Raw genomic sequence first — 16,293 nt, 5'->3', positions numbered from 1 at the left:
AACGTGCCGCAGGCCCCGGGCAGCGCCCCGGCGGCCGCGACCGCCCAGGCTTCGGCGTCTGCCCCGCGCGTGACCGTCACCACCGACGTGCTGCGCCTGGTGCTGGACGGCGGCAACGTGCTGGATGCCGAACTGCTGCACTTCCCGCAGACCAAGGACGAAGGCAGCCCGCCGGTCCGCCTGCTGACCGAAGAGCCCGCCCACCCGTACCGTGCGGTGAGCGGCTGGACCAGCCAGGACAAGAGCATGCCGGTACCGGAAGCCGGTGGCTTCCGTCTGGTCGGTGATGCCAAGGACTTCGTGCTGGCCAAGGGCCAGGACGAGCTGCAGATTCCCTTCATCTGGGAAGGCCCGAACGGCGTCACCATCCGCCGCACCTTCACCGTCAACCGCACTGAGTACGCGGTCAAGGTGAAGGACGAAGTGATCAATGCCGGTACCGCGTCGTGGAACGGCTACGTCTACCGCACGCTGGACCGCACGCCGACCATCCTGTCGCGCAGCATGACCAACCCGGATTCGTTCAGCTTCAACGGCGCGACCTGGTACGACAACAACAAGAGCTACCAGCGCCGCGCCTTCAAGGATTACCTGGAAGACGGCCCGCTGAACCAGCAGGTCACCGGCGGCTGGATCGCCATGCTGCAGCACCACTTCTTCACCGCGTGGATTCCGCAGAAGGACCAGGCCGCGAACTTCCAGCTCTCCCAGCATGACGGTCGCGACCAGATCCAGGCCACCGGCCCGGCGTTCACCGTGGCCCCGGGTCAGCAGGTCAGCACCGAAGCCCGCCTGTGGGTGGGTCCGAAGCTGGTCAACCAGATTGCCAAGGAAGACGTGCCGGGCCTGGACCGCGTGGTCGACTACAGCCGCTTCTCGCTGATGGCGGTGATCGGCCAGGGCCTGTTCTGGGTGCTGAACCAGGTCCACAAGGTCGTCAACAACTGGGGCTGGGCCATCGTCGGCCTGGTGGTGCTGCTGAAGCTGGTGCTGTACCCGCTGTCGGCCGTGCAGTACAAGAGCGGTGCCAAGATGCGTCGCTTCCAGCCGCGCATCCAGCAGCTGAAGGAACGCTATGGCGATGACCGCCAGAAGTTCCAGACCGCGATGATGGAGCTGTACAAGAAGGAAAAGATCAATCCGATGGGCGGCTGCCTGCCGATCCTCATCCAGATGCCGATCTTCTTCGCCCTGTACTGGGTGCTGGTGGAATCGGTGGAACTGCGCCAGGCCCCGTGGCTGGGCTGGATCCAGGACCTGACCGCGCGCGACCCGTACTTCATCCTGCCGATCATCAACATGGCGGTGATGTGGGCCACGCAGAAGTTGACCCCGGCACCGGGCATGGACCCGATGCAGGCCAAGATGATGCAGATGATGCCGCTGATCTTCGGCGTCATGATGGCCTTCATGCCGTCCGGTCTGGTCCTGTACTGGGTGGTCAACGGCGGCCTGGGCCTGCTGCAGCAGTGGTGGATGACCAAGCGCCACGGCAGCGACCCGGTCCCGGCCCCCGCCGCCCCGGCATCGAAAAAGAAATAATCGGGACACGTAGAGCCGGGCTTGCCCGGCTCCTCTGGATCCCTACGGAACCCCCAGCCGGGCAAGCCCGGCTCTACGGAACCCGCAAAAGCCCGCCCTCCGGCGGGCTTTTGCACATCCAGCGGTAGAATTCCGCCACCGGCGCCCAGCGCCACGCATCACCCAATGGACTGCCCATGCCCCGCGCGTTGCTGCCTCGCTTAGCCCTTCCCCTGCTGCTTACCCTGACCCTCGCCGCGTGCGGCCAGAAACCAGAAACCGCCAGCACGGCCGCCCACGCAACGCAGCAACCCGGCGCTCAAGCCGCCATCACCGCCGATCCTGCGACCGCGCCGCTGCTGTCCGCCCTGCAGAAGCAACTCGACGGCCACCGCCGCATCATCGTGCTGCTCGCCGACGAGGCCGATCAGTCGCCTGCCGACCGCAACACCTCAACCCGCGTCGGCCAGCAGCTGTTCCACGAAGGCCTGGAACAACGCGAAGCCATCGCCGGTCTGTTCGACACGCTGCTCAAGGGAACCACGCCGCAGCGCTTCACCACGCTCGGCACGGTGCTGGACTACATCGAGTCCGCGCCGGAGCTGTACGACGCAGACCGCCTGGCCTTCCGCGAAGTGCTGCGCGACCTGCACACGCGCATCGGCAGCGATTCCTCGCTGCCGGCAGTGAAACTGCACCAGCGCATCGGCGAAGACCTGGATGCGCTCGACGAGATCGAACGCAACTACAACCAGGAACTCACCCGCATCTTCAGCCGCTTCGACCGCACCCGCGCGATCACCCTCAAGCGCGAGAAGTGGGACGACTACGTGGCGCACCTGCGCACCCTGATCACGCGCGAGGCGATCCTGCGCGACTACGGGGTGATCGAGCCGTATCCGATGTCGATGAAAGACAGCGAGCGCGAGATCTTCGGCCGAGATCTGCCGGCGAAAACCGTGGTGCTCACCTTCGACGACGGTCCGCACCGCACCCACACCGATGAAGTGGTCGCCATCCTGCAGCGCTACGATGTTCCGGGCGTGTTCTTCGAAGTCGGCCGTAACCTGGGCAAGGTGCAGGACGACGGCACCACCACGCTCGGCCCGATGGCGGGCATCAGCCGCAACCTGATGGAGCAGGGCTATGCGGTGGGCAACCACAGCCTCACCCATGCACAGCTTTCGCGCACCACAGGCGACGCGCTGCGCGAGCAGGTACTGGCCACCGACACCCTGCTGCGCGACGTCGATGCGCGTCGCGCACCGCTGTTCCGCTTCCCCTACGGTGCCCGCAACGCCGAAGGCCTGCAGTTGCTCAACGAAGCGGGGCTGAAATCGATCATGTGGAACATCGACTCGATGGACTGGGCCGACCCGGTGCCCGAATCGATCGTGCAGCGCGTGGTCGAGCAGGTGCAGAAAGAGCAACGCGGCATCATCCTGTTCCACGATATCCACGACCGTGCGGTGAAGGCGCTGCCGCAGATTCTTGACCGCCTGATTGCGGACGGCTATCAGTTCGCCGGCTGGAACGGCCGCGAGTTCACCGTGGCGCGTGCCCGCAAGGGCGCGACCAGCGACGCCACCGTCACCACCGGCTACGAGAAGTCCTGGGCGATCGTGGTCGGCATCGACGACTACGCCAAATGGCCCAAGCTGGAGTACGCCAGCCACGATGCGCAGGCCGTGGCTGACACCCTGACCGGGCAGTTCGGCTTCCCGTCTTCGCAGGTGATCGTGCTGAAGAACGAACAAGCGACCCGCAACAACATCCTGGCCGCGTTCCACGACCGGCTGGCGGATGATCGAACGTCGCGCAATGACCGCGTGTTCGTGTTCTTTGCCGGGCACGGGGCGACGCGCAGACTCGCCTCTGGCCGCGACCTCGGCTACATCATTCCGGTGGATTCGGACCCCAACGCGTTCGCAACCGATGCAATCGCCATGAGCGACCTGCAGAACATCGCCGAGAGCATGAAAGCCAAGCACGTGATGTTCGTGATGGATGCGTGCTACAGCGGCCTGGGCCTGACCCGCGGTGGCCCGTCGTCCTCTGCGTTCCTGCGCGAGAACGCGCGTCGCAGTGCGCGGCAGATGCTCACTGCCGGCGGTGCCGACCAGCAGGTCGCCGATGCCGGCCCCAACGGCCATTCGGTGTTCACCTGGGTGCTGCTGCAGGCATTGGCCGGCAAGGGCGACCTCAACGGTGACGGCCTGATCACCGGCACCGAGCTTGCCGCCTATGTGGCCCCGGCGGTCTCGGCCGTGTCCCAGCAGACCCCGGCCTTCGGCAGCCTGCCCGGTTCGCAGGGCGGCGAGTTCGTGTTCCAGGTGCCGGACAGTCAGGAGTACCTCAACGCCGGCACCGACCAGCTGACCGCCGATGCCATCGCGCTGAACAGCAAGGTCGAGGCCGTGCAGGACGCCAAGCCCGGCAAGGTGCCGGTGACCGTGACCGACCTGCAGGGTGGCCAGGCCAAACTGGTGGTGCCGACGGCCGGTCCTGCATCGGACCGCCAGCGTGCCCAGCAGGCCAACGACCGTGGCTTGCAGCTGTACCGCGAGAAGCGCTATGACGAGGCAGTGGCGCAGTTCACCGAGGCGCTGAAGCTGCGCCCGGACTTCGCCCAGGCCGCCAACAACCTCGGCTTCGTCTACTACCGTCAGCAGCGTTACGCTGAAGCGGCCCGTTGGCTGGAGAACACCCTGAAGATCGACCCCTCGCGAGCGGTGGCCCACCTCAACCTGGGTGACGCGTACGTCCACGCCGGCGACAAAGCCAAGGCCAGGCAGGCCTACACCACCTACCTGGCCCTGCAGCCGCAGGGCAGCGGGGCCGCGCAGGCCCGCGCGCAACTGGAGAAGCTGTAAGCCATGACCGCTGCCACCGACACCATCGTTGCCATTGCCACCGCACCGGGTGCCGGTGGCGTGGGCATGCTGCGCGTTTCCGGGCCGAAGGCCGCGCAGATCGCGCAGTCACTGGGTTGCCCGGAACTGCGCCCGCGCCATGCGCACTATGCCCGCTTCCGCGATGCCGCCGGAGAGGTGCTGGACGATGGCATCGCGCTGTACTTCCCGGGCCCACGCAGTTTCACCGGCGAAGATGTGGTGGAACTGCAGGGCCACGGCAGCCCGGTGGTCCTGCAGCAGCTGGTGGCCCGCTGCATCACGCTGGGCGCACGCCAGGCGCGGCCCGGTGAGTTCAGCGAGCGCGCGTTCCTCAACGGCAAGCTCGACCTGGCCCAGGCCGAAGCCATTGCCGACCTGATCGCCGCCAGCGACAGCCGCGCCGCACGTGCGGCGCGCCGCTCACTCGATGGCGTATTCTCGCGCCGGGTCGAAGACGCCGCCGAGCAGCTGGTGCTGCTGCGCATCCATGTGGAAGCCGCCATCGATTTCGCCGACGAGCCGCTGGATACCCTGGGCGGCGAACAGGTGCGCTCGGGTCTGGCCGAGGCGCTGCGCGCGATGGTGCAGCTGCGCGTCGATGCCGAACGCGGCCGTCGCCTGCGCGATGGACTCCATGCCGTGCTGGTGGGTCCGCCGAATGCGGGCAAGAGCTCATTGCTCAACGCATTGGCAGGAAGCGAGCGCGCCATTGTCACCGACATTGCCGGCACCACCCGAGACACGCTGCGCGAGACCATCCGCATCGATGGTCTTGAGCTGACCCTGGTCGATACCGCCGGCCTGCGCGAAGGCGGCGATGCCATCGAACGCGAAGGCATGCGCCGCGCCCGCGCCGAAATGCAGCGCACCGACCTCGCCATCGTGGTGGTCGACGCGCGCGATCCGCAGGCCGGCCGCGAGGCGATTGGCGACGCCATCCTCGATGTGCCGCAGCAGCTGTGGATCCACAACAAGAGCGACCTGCTGGCCGAGATTCCGCCGACCGCCGACCCGAGCGTGGTGCATGTCTCCGCCGCCACCGGCCTGGGCCTGGAGCAGCTGCACATCCGCCTGCGCGAGCTGGCCAGCGGTGGGGCAGGGGACAGCGTGGAAGGCGAGTTCTCCGCCCGCGCGCGACATGTGGAAGCGATCACCCTGGCGATCGGCCATGCCGAGCGCGCCGAGTCGGAGCTCGTGCATGAGCATCTGGAGCTGGCCGCCGAAGAGCTGCGGTTGGCACATGAGGCGCTGGGCGAGATCACCGGGCGGATGAGTGCGGATGATCTGCTGGGGCGGATTTTTTCAAGCTTTTGTATTGGGAAGTAGCTTGGTTTCGCGCAAAGCTCTCTGACCCCGGACGCAGCAGCTATCCCCGGGCAATCGATGAGCTCGACGATGAAACGGCGATACTCTCTTCTATGCATGAGGGGTAAAGAATGGGAATGCGAGCACACATCCGGAACAGTACTGTTGAATTTCTGATCTTCACCGATCAGGCGGGTGAATCGAGCATTGAAGCCCGCTATGAAGACGACTCCGTCTGGCTCTCGCAGAAGCTGATGGCTGAGCTGTTCAACGTGGATGTCCGGACCATCAATGAGCACCTCAAGAACATCTTTGCGACCCAGGAGCTGGAACCTGAACGAACCATCCGGAAATTCCGGATAGTTCAGCAGGAGGGCACCCGAGAGGTATCCCGGCCCGTAGATTTCTACCATCTCGATGCGATCATCTCCGTGGGCTACCGGGTCAACTCCATTCGAGCCACTCAATTTCGACAATGGGCAACCCGCGTCCTTCATGACTTCGCAGTTAAGGGCTACGTGCTCGACCGAAAGCGCATGGAAAACGGGAGCGCGCTCGGAGAAGACTATTTCGAAAGGCTGCTCGAAGAAGTACGTGAGATACGCCTCAGCGAACGCCGCTTCTATCAGAAGATTACTGACGTCTACGCGACCAGCGTGGACTACAACAAAGATGCTCCAACCACCAAGCAATTCTTTGCCAAGGTTCAGAACAAACTCCACTACGCCATACACGGAAGCACGGCAGCAGAACTGATCAGCAGCCGTGCAGACAGCGCCAGGCCAAGCATGGGGTTGACGACTTGGTCTGGTGCGCCGGAAGGAAAGATCCTCAAGACGGACGTCACGGTTGCCAAAAACTATCTGACCAAGGACGAACTCGATTCACTGGGCCGAGTGGTCAACGCATACCTTGAACTCGCGGAAGATCGCGCACGCCGGAAGATTCCAATGAGTATGGAAGACTGGGCCAGGAGACTTGATGCATTCTTGGAGTTCGATGACCGTGCCGTTCTCAAGGACAATGGAAAGATTTCGGCCAAGATGGCTCAAGCACATGCCGAGAGTGAGTTCGAAAGATATCGAATCGTCCAGGATCGCTTGTTTGAAAGTGACTTCGACAAGGAACTCAAGCGCATTGAATCCGACGCTGTGAAGCGGGCGACAGACTCCGAATAGCCCCATCGATCATTGTAGTCGGTCCACGATGCTGAGCAGCGCGGGCGCATCTCAGGCTCAACATACGGAGAATCAAGGAAATAGGGGTGTTCATCACATTTCTTCCCGCTGTAACACAGCGTCGGCACACTGCCGCACGTCTTTTCCGGCCCTTGCCGCACTGGCGGGGCTGTACCAACAGGGGTTAGCTGTGTCGAAGTCGTTGTGGGGTTTTGCGTTGCTGTTGTCGCTGGCCGTGGCACCATCTGTGGCCATGAGCGCCGAATCTCCCACCCCCGTGCCGCGCCTGAAGGCGGCGGTCTATGGCCACCGCGGTGCCAGCGCGCTGCTGCCCGAACACACCCTGGCCGCCTACGCGCAGGCGATTGCTGATGGCGCTGACTACATCGAGCCCGATCTGGTCATGTCCAAGGACGGCGTGCTGGTGTCGCGGCACGAGAACGAGATCAGCGGCACCACCGACGTGGCCAGCCGCCCCGAGTTCGCCAGCCGCAAGGCTGTCAAGACCATCGACGGCGAGCGGGTGGAGGGCTGGTTCACCGAAGACTTCACCGTCGACGAACTGAAAACGCTGTACGTGCGCGAGCGCCTGCCGCAGGTGCGCAGCACCGCCTTCGATGGTCAGTTCCGCATTGCCACGCTCGACGAGATCATCGACTTCCTGGTCCAGCAGGCGGGCCGTGCCGGCAAGGGCATCGGCCTGGTGCCGGAGATCAAGCATGGCACCTACTTCCGCAGCATCGGGTTGCCGATGGAAGACAAGCTGGTCGCGGCGCTGCAGGCCAATGCGTACACCAAGGTGGCGCCGATCACGATCCAGTCGTTTGAAGTCGGCAACCTGCGCCAGCTGCGCACGAAGCTGGGGCGCACCACCAACATCCGCCTGCTGCAGTTGATTGGCGCTGCCAAAGAGCAGCCAGGTGATGTGCTCGCGGCCAAGGGCACGCAGCGCTACGCCGACATGATCACCCCGGCCGGTTTGGAGCAGGTCGCCACCTATGCCGACGGCATCGGGCCGAGCCTGCGCATGGTGATTCCGCTGGATGCCGCTGGGCGCCTGGGCACCCCGACCACGCTGGTGCGTGATGCGCAGGCCGCCGGGTTGATGGTGGTGCCGTACACGTTCCGGCCAGAGAACTCGTTCATGGCCGCGGAATTCCGCAAGGGCGAGACCCATGCACGGAATCCGGAAGGGTCAGTGGCAGAAATGCGGGCGTATCTGGCCACGGGGATTGATGCGTTCTTTACCGATGATCCGGCGTTGGGGCGACGTGCTGTTGATGGTGACGTGGCGGCGTCCGCTGCGAAGTGATCCGTTGGCCGGCCAACGGCCCGCGCTACCGGGGGCCCTGACACGCATGGCGTGTCACTACAGATTGTTCGCGTAGGGACACGCCATGCGTGTCCGCGACATGTGTCATCGTTCGTCCGGTCTGCGGAACGGCAACACCACAAAATCCTGGCCCTCGCGAGGCTGCCACAACACCGGCACGCGGGTAGGGGACGGCGGTTCCAGGTCGTTGTCGCGGCGCGCTTCAAACTCATCCTCTTCGTCCTCTTCATCCTCCCAGCTGTAGCGCTTGCGCGGGGCCATCGGATCTGAGAGACGGAACAACAGCGCGCTGATGATGCCGGCGAATGCACCGCCCATGTGCGACTGCCACGACACGCCCGGCTCATGCGGCAGGATCGTGATCAACATGCTGCCGTAGAACAGGAAGGCGATCAGCCCGGTAGCGATCGCCGGGCGATCGCGGCGCAGCAGGCCGAGCACGAATACCAGGAACATCAGGCCGTGGGTGATGCCACTGGCCCCCAGATGACGGCTGCCGATATCACCCAGCAGCCAAGCGCCGAGACCCGAGCCGATCCATAACAGCGGGAAGGCCCGCAGCGTCGCCTTGGGGTACACGCTGCCCGCCAGGGTGCCGAGGATCAGCAACGCAAAGGAATTGGCCGCCAGATGCTGCAACGACCCGTGCAGCAGTGGCGCGCCGAGGATGCCGAGCAGCCCGGCCTTCTCCAGCGGTGCCACGGCCCAGGGGCGCCAGTCGAAATAGTCCTGCGCGGTGAACACCGCCACCAGCACCAGTACGAAGGCCAGGCTCAGGTTGAACGCCCGCATCACCCGACCACGGTCGGTGCGGGGGGAAACCGGCGTCTCGCCGGACGGCTGGGGCAGGTTGGCGTTCATACCTTCATGGGTTGCGTCGCCCCAGGCTGAACACAAGGGCAACGCGACGGGAGAGTGTGGGCCCGCCAGCGGGACAATGCCGCCGGCGGGCTCCAGGGGTTACGCCGCGTCCTGCTTCGGCGGGTTCTTCAGGCTCAGCACCACGGTGGCACCGATGATCACCGCCACCACGCCCAGCGAGATCGGGGTCGGGATCTTGAAGATGTCGATCAGCATCATCTTCACGCCGATGAAGCCCAACACCAGGGCCAGACCGTACGGCAGCAGGTGGAAGCGATCGGCCATGCCGGCCAGCAGGAAGAACATGGCGCGCAGGCCCAGCACCGCGAACACGTTCGAGGTCAGCACGATGAACGGGTCGGTGGTGATGGCGAAGATGGCCGGAATGCTGTCCACCGCGAAGATCACGTCGGTGACCGCGATCAGGATCAGCACCACGAACAGCGGGGTGTACCAGCGCTTGCCGTCACGCATGACGCTCATGGCATTGCCGGCGTACTCCGGCAGCAGGCGCAGGTGCTTGCGCATCCAGCGCAGGGCGGGGTTGGTTTCCAGATCCGGCTCCTGGCCGGCGCTGAACCACATCTTCCAGCCGGTGAAGAGCAGGAAGGCACCGAACACGTACAGCAGCCAGTGGAACTTGGTCAGCAGCACGCTGCCGGCGAAGATCATGATCGTACGCAGCACGATGGCACCCAGAATGCCGATGATCAGCACCTTCTGGCGCTGTTCCTCGGGCACCGCGAAGTAGCCCATGATCATCAGGAACACGAAGATGTTGTCCACCGCCAGGGCTTTCTCGACCAGGTAACCGGTCAGGAATTCCAGGCCGACCTTGTTGGCCACGACCTGGCCGGCGGTCTCGTTCAGGTAGTACCAGAGGCCGCCATTGAAGGCGAGCGCCAGCGCCACCCAGCCAATCGACCACCACAGGGCCTCCTTGAAGGTGACCTTGTGCGGGCCGCCGTGGCGCATCAAAACGAGGTCAACCAGCAGCGCGATGATCACCACCGCGCCGAAGCCGCCCCACAACCACAAATTACCGATCGTCTGCATGGGTTTGTCCGTTGAATGAATGAAAAGCCTCAAGCCGGACGGCGAGGACCTGCAACGGAGCACCAGAGGGGGTCCAGGGACAGAGCTTCGCCGTACGGCGAAGGTCTTGCTCACAGCCCCGAGGGTGGGACTGCCGTTGCACCGGAGCCTGCGGGCTCGAATTGACGGCGACAACGCTGGGAGCTACTCCCCTTCTGGCACCGATTCTGCGGGCTGGCCGGCCCCGCGTCAAATCGCCCGGATACAATAGGCCCATGAATACCCCTGCCCCCGTAGTCCGCCTCAAGAACGCCTGGCGCTCCAGCCACCCGTGGATCTTCCAGAAACTGGTCGAAAAGCCTGCCGCCCGCCCCAAGCCCGGCTCCATCGTCGACGTGGTCGGCGTGGATGGGGAGTGGATCGGCCGCGGCTTCTACAACGGCCATTCGCGTATTGCCGTGCGCATCCTGGAAACCGACCAGCGCGTCCCCGTTGATGCCGGCTGGTTCTCGCGCAAGATCGCGCAGGCGGTGTCGCTGCGCCGTGAGGTTCTGAAGCTGGACGAGGTGTCCGACGCCTGGCGCGTGGTGCACAGCGAGGGCGACGGCCTGTCCGGCCTGGTGGTGGACCGCTACGGCGACCTGGTGGTGGTGGAGTTCTTTGCCGCCGGCATGTTCCGCCACCGCGAATGGATCTATGAGGCACTGCGCGAGCAGTTCCCGGGCTGCCGCTTCCACAGCTTCGCCGACGAACACGTGCAGAAGCAGGAAAGCTTCGACTTCCACGGCAACACCACCACCGAAGCATCGGTGATCACCGAGTACGGCGTGAAGTTCCGCGCCGACCCGGCCGGCGCGCACAAGACCGGTTTCTTCGCCGACCAGCGCGAGAACCGCCAGTGGCTGAGCAGCCTGGTGGAAGGCAAGTCGGTGCTGGACCTGTGCTGCAACACCGGTGGCTTCGCCGTGTACGCCGCCGCGCGTGGTGCCTCGGATGTGCTGGGCATCGACATCGACGAAGACGTGATCAGCATCGCCAAGGCCAACGGTCGCCTCAACAACGTGCGCCCGCGCTTCGTGCAGTCGGACATCTTCCCGTGGCTGCGCGATGCCGCCAACCGCGGCGAGCAGTACGACGTGGTGATCCTGGACCCGGCCAAGATGACCCGCGACCGCGACCAGGTGATCACCGCGCTGAAGAAGTACCTGGACATGAACAAGCTGGCGCTGGGCGTGGTCAAGCCCGGTGGTCTGTTCGCCACGTTCTCGTGCACTGGCCTGGTCGCTGAAGACCAGTTCCTGGACATGCTGCGTCGTGCCGCCTTCTATTCCGGCCGCACCATCCAGATCCTCAAGGTGTCGGGTGCCGGTCCGGATCATCCGTTCATGGCGCACGTGCAGGAATCGCGGTACCTGAAGGCCGTGTTCTGCCGCGTGGTGGATTGATTTGAGGGTGCCGACCAACGGTCGGCACCTACCGGAACCCATCGATCCGTAGAGCCACGCCCTGCGTGGCTTCGACCACGTTTGGGACCGAGAAGCCACGCAGGGCGTGGCTCTACGCTGCTATTGTTGACGTTTACCCATCGCTGGTGAAACGTCATGCGCTTACGTGGTCTGTCGTTGCTGGTGTCACTGGCGCTGCTCGCGCCACTCTCCGCCCACGCCGTCGAGTTCTCCGAAGCGGAACTGGCCAAGGCCAAAGCGCTGCAGCAACGGCTGCTTACCCTCGACAGCCACCTCGATACCCCGGCGAACTTCCATCGCGAAGGCTTTGACCTGCGCCAGCGACACGACCACAACGCCCTGTCCCAGGTAGACCTGCCGCGCATGCAGGAAGGCGCGCTGGACGGTGGCTTCTTCGCCATCTACACCGACCAGGGCGACCGTTCGCCGGCAGCGCACCTGCACGACCGCGACGCGGGCCTGCAGCGCCTGCTGGAAATCCGCGAAATGCTGGCCGCGCATCCGGACCAGTTCTCACTCGCCCTGACCGCTGCCGACGCCGCGAAGATCAAAGCCGCCGGCAAGCGCGTCGTCTACATCAGCATGGAGAACGCCAGCCCGCTGGTTGCCGATCCCTCACTGCTGAGCTTCTATCACCAGGCCGGCCTGCGTCTGCTCAGCACGGTGCACTTCGCCAACAACGAGTTCGCCGACTCGGCCACCGACCCGAAGGGCGCGGAATGGAAGGGTCTGAGCCCGGCCGGCAAGGCACTGGTGGATGAAGCGGTAAAGCTGGGTATCGTCATCGACCAGTCGCACGCCTCCGATGCGGTGTTCGACGATCTGATCCAGCGCCTGCCGGTGCCGTTCGTGCTGTCACACAGCTCGGCCAAGGCGATCTACAACCACCCGCGCAATCTGGACGACACCCGCCTGAAGCAATTGGCCAAAGCCGGTGGCGTGGTCCAGGTCAACGCGTACGGTGGTTACCTGATCGACACCGGCAAGACCGAGGCGCGCAAGCAGGCCGAGGACGCGCTGATGAAGCAGATCGGCGCCGGCTATGACGAACTCAGCATCGCGCAGGGCGTGCAGTTGAAGGAAGGACTGGCGAAGCTGGATCAGACCCAGCCGCTGCGGCAGGCCACGCTGGACGATTTCTTCGCGCACCTGGAGCACATCCTCGCCGTGGTCGGCCCCGAGCATGTGGGCATCGGCCTGGACTGGGATGGCGGCGGCGGATTGTCCGACCTGCAGGATGTGAGCCAGCTGCCGAAGATCACTGCGTGGCTGCTGCGCAGGGGCTACAGCGAACAGCAGATTGCCGGCATCTGGGGTGGCAACCTGCTGCGGGTGATGCGGCAGGCGCAGGATTACGCGGAGGGCCGGCGCACGACCAACGGTCGTGCGCTACCGAGGTAGGTACCCACCGTTGGTGGGTACGCCCTCACATCACGCCTTGCCGATCAACGCGTTGTTGCGGCTGTACAGGAAGTACACCAACAACCCGATCACGTTCCAGATCAGGAAGTACAGCTGGGTGCTGCTGGGCAGGCTGATGAACAGGTAGATGCAGCCCAGCGCGGCAGCCGGACCCACGAACCAGGCCAGCGGCGTGCGGAAGGTGCGCTTGGCACCCGGCTCACGCTTGCGCATCACCACCAGACAGATACCGACGGCGGTGAACGCGGCCAGGGTGCCGGCATTGGCCAGTGCGGCGATCTCATCCAGGCGTGCCACACCGGCCAGCGCAGACACCACCAGCGCGCTGAACAGCGTTGTCGCCACCGGCGTGCCGGTGCGCTTGTTCACCGCGGAGAGACCACGCGGCAGCAGGCCATCGCGGCCCATCACGAAGAACACGCGGCTCTGGCCGAACAGGAAGGCCAGCAGCACGGTCGGCAGGGCCACGATGGCGACGATGCCGATCACCGCCGCTGCTTCCGGCTGGCCCAGCTGGCGCATGATCAGCGCCAGCGGCTCGGCACTGTGGCCGAACACCGCGTAGCTCATTGCACCGATCGCCGCCAGCGCCACCAGCATGTAGATGATGGTGCAGCCGACCATCGAACCGATGATGCCGATCGACAGGTCGCGGCCCGGGTTCTTGGCTTCTTCCGCCGCGGTGGAGATGGCATCAAAGCCGTAGAACGCGAAGAAGATGATCGCGGCCGCGGCCATCACGCCACGTTCGACGCCATCCGGGCCCAGCGTCTTGGCGAAGCCGTGCGGCATGAACGGCTGCAGGTTGGCGGGGTCGAACGCGGGCAGGGCCACCGCCACGAACACACCCAGCGCGATGATCTTCAGCACCACCAGAATGGCATTCAGCGTGGCGCTTTCCTTGGTGCCCAGCATCAGGCCGCCGGCGACCACCCAGGTGATCAGCACCGCGGGCAGGTTGAACAGGCCGCCTTCCACGTGTGGGCCGGCCGACAGCGCGGCGGGCAGGCGGATGTCGATCCCGGTGTTGCCGTGGATCCACTCCAGGAAGCCGACGAAGTAGCCGGACCAGCCCACCGCCACCGTACTCACCACCAGTGAGTACTCCAGCACCAGGCTCCAGCCCACCACCCAGGCGAACACCTCGCCCAGCGCGGTGTAGCTGTAGGTGTAGGCGCTGCCGGCGGCCGGGATCATGGTCGAAAGTTCGGCGTAGCAGAGCGCGGCGCAGGCGCAGACCGCACCGGCGATGGCGAAGGAGATCAGCACTGCCGGACCGGCGAGGTTCGCACCCACGCCGATCAGCGTGTAGATGCCGGTGCCGACGATGGCACCGATGCCCAGCGCGACCAGATGGGGCCAGCTCAGCGTGGGTACCAGACGCCTGCCGGATTCGTGCTCGGTGACCGAACCCAGGGATTTACGCCGCAACAAGGATGACATGGGACCTCACGGGGTGACTGCAATCGACAAGTGCCAGAGTGTGACCGAACGCGCCGCAGCATTACTACTGCCAAGCGTCGTGAACGGCCAACGGATTTTGGGATTGACAAGGCTGTGCCGAATCCAGCACAAAACCTGCAGCCCGTTGTCGTAACCGGCCCGGTCGAAGCGTCAGCCGCTTACACCCAGACGCACGCCGAAGCCGATCAGGAACACCCCGGCCACCCGCTTGAGCCAGGTGCCCACGCGCGGATGCTGGATGATCCGACGGCGCAGCAGGTTGCCCACCCCGATCAGCAGCGAGCAGTACGCCACGCTCAACACGAAGATCAGCCCGGCCAGCGCCGCAAACGTCACCAGCCCCTGATGCCGCACCGGATCGATGAACAGGGGCAGGAACGCCATGTAGAAAATGATCGCCTTCGGATTGAGCAGGCTGACCAGAATGGCCTGGCGGAAGTAGTGGCCCGGCTGCAGGCGGATGCCGCCGGGCTGCGCGCCTTCGCGCGGCTCGCGCAGCAGGCTGATGCCCACCCACACCAGGTAGGCGGCACCCAGATATTGCACGGCGTGGAACACCACCGGGTTGGCCTTGAGCAGCGCGGCCACCCCGGCCACCGCCAGCCACATCAGGATCTGGTCACCCAGCAGCAGGCCGGCCAGCGCGGTGTAGCCGCCACGTACGCCACCGCGCCCGGTGGCGGTGAGCAGGGTAAACGTGCCGGGACCTGGCAGCGCCAGGAACATCAGCACGGCAGCAACAAAGGTCCACAGGTCCTGGATGCCCATCCACGGCATGGCGACAACTCAACTACGGGGGGACGCCATTGTCGGCCAGCGGTGACGGCGCGGATAGCGTCAGTTGTCGTTTTCAGACAGGCGCGGCCGGGAGTCCGTTCAACATCGGGTGCAGCCGCTCCACACACAGCGCATGCAGCTGGCGCAGCGCGGTGGAAAACTGCTTGCGGTGCGGGCACACCAGGTTCAACGGCAGGCTCTCGCCGGCCCCGTCCAGCAGCACCTGCAACCGTCCCGCGCGGACGTCCTCGCATACATCCAGCCAGGACTTGAACACGATGCCTTCGCCGGCCACCGCCCAGCGCCGCACCACGTCGGCGTCATCGCAGACCAGGTGGCTGCGCACCGGTACCACCACGCGGCGACCGTCCTGTTCGAAGCTCCAGCGGTCGTAGGGGCGTCCGGCCAGCTGATAGAGCAGGCACTGATGTTCTTTCATCGCCTCCAGATCCGCAGGCGCGCCGTGCCGGGCCAGATAGCCGGGCGAGGCCACCAGCACCCGGCGGTTGCCGGGCAGCAACGGCAGCGCCACATAGCGCGCGCTGTCGAAGCGGCCCAGCCGGAACGCCACATCGACCGGGTCGCGGAACACGTCGGCGACCTGGTCGGACAACAGCAGCCGCAACTGCAGCTTGGGGTGCGCGGCGCGGAACTCGGTCAGCCAGGGCAGCAGCACATTGCGGCCGAGGTCTGACGGCGCAGCCACCTGCAGCACGCCGCGCAGCTCGGCGTCTTCGCCACGGATCCGGTCATCAGCCTCCTGCAGGGTGGCCAGCACGTCCTGCGCGTAGGGCAGGTACAGCACGCCCTCGGCAGTCAGGCGCAGGCTGCGGGTGGTGCGCACGAACAGGCGCAGGTCCAGTTCGCGTTCCAGCCGGGCCACGGCGGCGGCCACCTGGCCAGGCAGCAGGTCGGCTTCACGTGCGGCCTGGGAGAAGCTGCCCAGCGCGGCGGTACGGACAAACAACGCCAGATCCTCAAACCGGACCATTTTCTCTTCCAGAGTGAAAGTGATGACGAATTGTGCGCCTTTCCGG

12 protein-coding genes are annotated in these 16,293 nt (G+C 65.2%); 7 read left to right on the top strand and 5 right to left on the bottom strand.

Going from position 1 to position 16,293, the window contains the following annotated elements; genetic code table 11:
* The 5 genes from yidC to RT551_RS14965 form a co-directional block, all read left to right on the top strand.
* Window positions 1–1,542: membrane protein insertase YidC (yidC, locus tag RT551_RS14985; RefSeq protein ID WP_313460171.1), on the top strand; the 1,542-nt coding region annotated here is incomplete at its 5' end.
* A gap of 176 nt (window positions 1,543–1,718) precedes the next feature.
* Window positions 1,719–4,394 (top strand): polysaccharide deacetylase family protein, encoded by a 2,676-nt coding sequence (locus RT551_RS14980; protein WP_313460169.1) that lies wholly within the window; start codon window positions 1,719–1,721, stop codon window positions 4,392–4,394.
* A gap of 3 nt (window positions 4,395–4,397) precedes the next feature.
* On the top strand, window positions 4,398–5,741 hold the full coding sequence (gene mnmE / locus RT551_RS14975) for a tRNA uridine-5-carboxymethylaminomethyl(34) synthesis GTPase MnmE (RefSeq protein WP_313460166.1): 1,344 nt from the start codon (window positions 4,398–4,400) through the stop codon (window positions 5,739–5,741).
* 116 nt (window positions 5,742–5,857) lie between these two features.
* A complete protein-coding gene (locus RT551_RS14970) occupies window positions 5,858–6,898 on the top strand; it encodes a virulence RhuM family protein (protein WP_313460163.1) in 1,041 nt (346 codons plus the stop codon).
* Between the two features lie 253 nt (window positions 6,899–7,151).
* The gene (locus RT551_RS14965; protein ID WP_313460174.1) at window positions 7,152–8,210 is read left to right on the top strand and encodes a glycerophosphodiester phosphodiesterase; all 1,059 of its coding nucleotides are present in this window, start codon (window positions 7,152–7,154) and stop codon (window positions 8,208–8,210) included.
* 105 nt (window positions 8,211–8,315) lie between these two features.
* On the opposite strand, the gene RT551_RS14960 is transcribed toward RT551_RS14965, so the two are convergent.
* Both RT551_RS14960 and RT551_RS14955 read right to left on the bottom strand, forming a co-directional pair.
* Window positions 8,316–9,092, bottom strand: coding sequence for a rhomboid family intramembrane serine protease (locus RT551_RS14960; protein ID WP_313460160.1), 777 nt, complete (start codon window positions 9,090–9,092; stop codon window positions 8,316–8,318).
* A gap of 99 nt (window positions 9,093–9,191) precedes the next feature.
* Complete coding sequence (locus tag RT551_RS14955) at window positions 9,192–10,148, bottom strand: TerC family protein (protein WP_313460157.1); 957 nt, start codon at window positions 10,146–10,148, stop codon at window positions 9,192–9,194.
* Between the two features lie 254 nt (window positions 10,149–10,402).
* On the opposite strand from RT551_RS14955, the gene RT551_RS14950 reads away from it, so the two are divergent.
* On the top strand, window positions 10,403–11,572 hold the full coding sequence (locus RT551_RS14950) for a class I SAM-dependent rRNA methyltransferase (protein ID WP_313460155.1): 1,170 nt from the start codon (window positions 10,403–10,405) through the stop codon (window positions 11,570–11,572).
* Window positions 11,573–11,728: 156 nt separating this feature from the next.
* Window positions 11,729–12,994 (top strand): dipeptidase, encoded by a 1,266-nt coding sequence (locus RT551_RS14945; RefSeq protein WP_313460152.1) that lies wholly within the window; start codon window positions 11,729–11,731, stop codon window positions 12,992–12,994.
* 30 nt (window positions 12,995–13,024) lie between these two features.
* Here RT551_RS14945 and RT551_RS14940 read toward each other — a convergent pair whose 3' ends face one another.
* From RT551_RS14940 to RT551_RS14930, 3 genes are all read right to left on the bottom strand, one after another.
* Window positions 13,025–14,458 (bottom strand): amino acid permease, encoded by a 1,434-nt coding sequence (locus tag RT551_RS14940; protein ID WP_313460149.1) that lies wholly within the window; start codon window positions 14,456–14,458, stop codon window positions 13,025–13,027.
* Window positions 14,459–14,629: 171 nt separating this feature from the next.
* Window positions 14,630–15,256 (bottom strand): leucine efflux protein LeuE, encoded by a 627-nt coding sequence (gene leuE / locus RT551_RS14935; RefSeq protein ID WP_313460147.1) that lies wholly within the window; start codon window positions 15,254–15,256, stop codon window positions 14,630–14,632.
* Between the two features lie 73 nt (window positions 15,257–15,329).
* Window positions 15,330–16,247 (bottom strand): LysR family transcriptional regulator, encoded by a 918-nt coding sequence (locus RT551_RS14930; protein WP_313460146.1) that lies wholly within the window; start codon window positions 16,245–16,247, stop codon window positions 15,330–15,332.
* Window positions 16,248–16,293: the final 46 nt, after the last annotated feature.

Origin of the sequence: Stenotrophomonas sp., from assembly GCF_032103445.1 — a bacterium.
Lineage (GTDB): Bacteria > Pseudomonadota > Gammaproteobacteria > Xanthomonadales > Xanthomonadaceae > Stenotrophomonas.
Note: the sequence above shows the minus strand (reverse complement) of the source record. Positions and strands in the feature narration are given on the sequence as shown.

Excerpts from the sequence above, each read along its gene's own strand:
- leuE (WP_313460147.1), bottom strand. The coding sequence starts at position 15,256 with ATGCCGTGGATGGGCATCCAGGACCTGTGGACCTTTGTTGCTGCCGTG.
- RT551_RS14970 (WP_313460163.1), top strand. The coding sequence starts at position 5,858 with ATGCGAGCACACATCCGGAACAGTACTGTTGAATTTCTGATCTTCACC.
- RT551_RS14955 (WP_313460157.1), bottom strand. The coding sequence starts at position 10,148 with ATGCAGACGATCGGTAATTTGTGGTTGTGGGGCGGCTTCGGCGCGGTG.
- RT551_RS14965 (WP_313460174.1), top strand. The coding sequence starts at position 7,152 with ATGAGCGCCGAATCTCCCACCCCCGTGCCGCGCCTGAAGGCGGCGGTC.
- RT551_RS14945 (WP_313460152.1), top strand. The coding sequence starts at position 11,729 with ATGCGCTTACGTGGTCTGTCGTTGCTGGTGTCACTGGCGCTGCTCGCG.
- RT551_RS14930 (WP_313460146.1), bottom strand. The coding sequence starts at position 16,247 with ATGGTCCGGTTTGAGGATCTGGCGTTGTTTGTCCGTACCGCCGCGCTG.
- mnmE (WP_313460166.1), top strand. The coding sequence starts at position 4,398 with ATGACCGCTGCCACCGACACCATCGTTGCCATTGCCACCGCACCGGGT.
- RT551_RS14960 (WP_313460160.1), bottom strand. The coding sequence starts at position 9,092 with ATGAACGCCAACCTGCCCCAGCCGTCCGGCGAGACGCCGGTTTCCCCC.
- RT551_RS14950 (WP_313460155.1), top strand. The coding sequence starts at position 10,403 with ATGAATACCCCTGCCCCCGTAGTCCGCCTCAAGAACGCCTGGCGCTCC.
- RT551_RS14980 (WP_313460169.1), top strand. The coding sequence starts at position 1,719 with ATGCCCCGCGCGTTGCTGCCTCGCTTAGCCCTTCCCCTGCTGCTTACC.
- RT551_RS14940 (WP_313460149.1), bottom strand. The coding sequence starts at position 14,458 with ATGTCATCCTTGTTGCGGCGTAAATCCCTGGGTTCGGTCACCGAGCAC.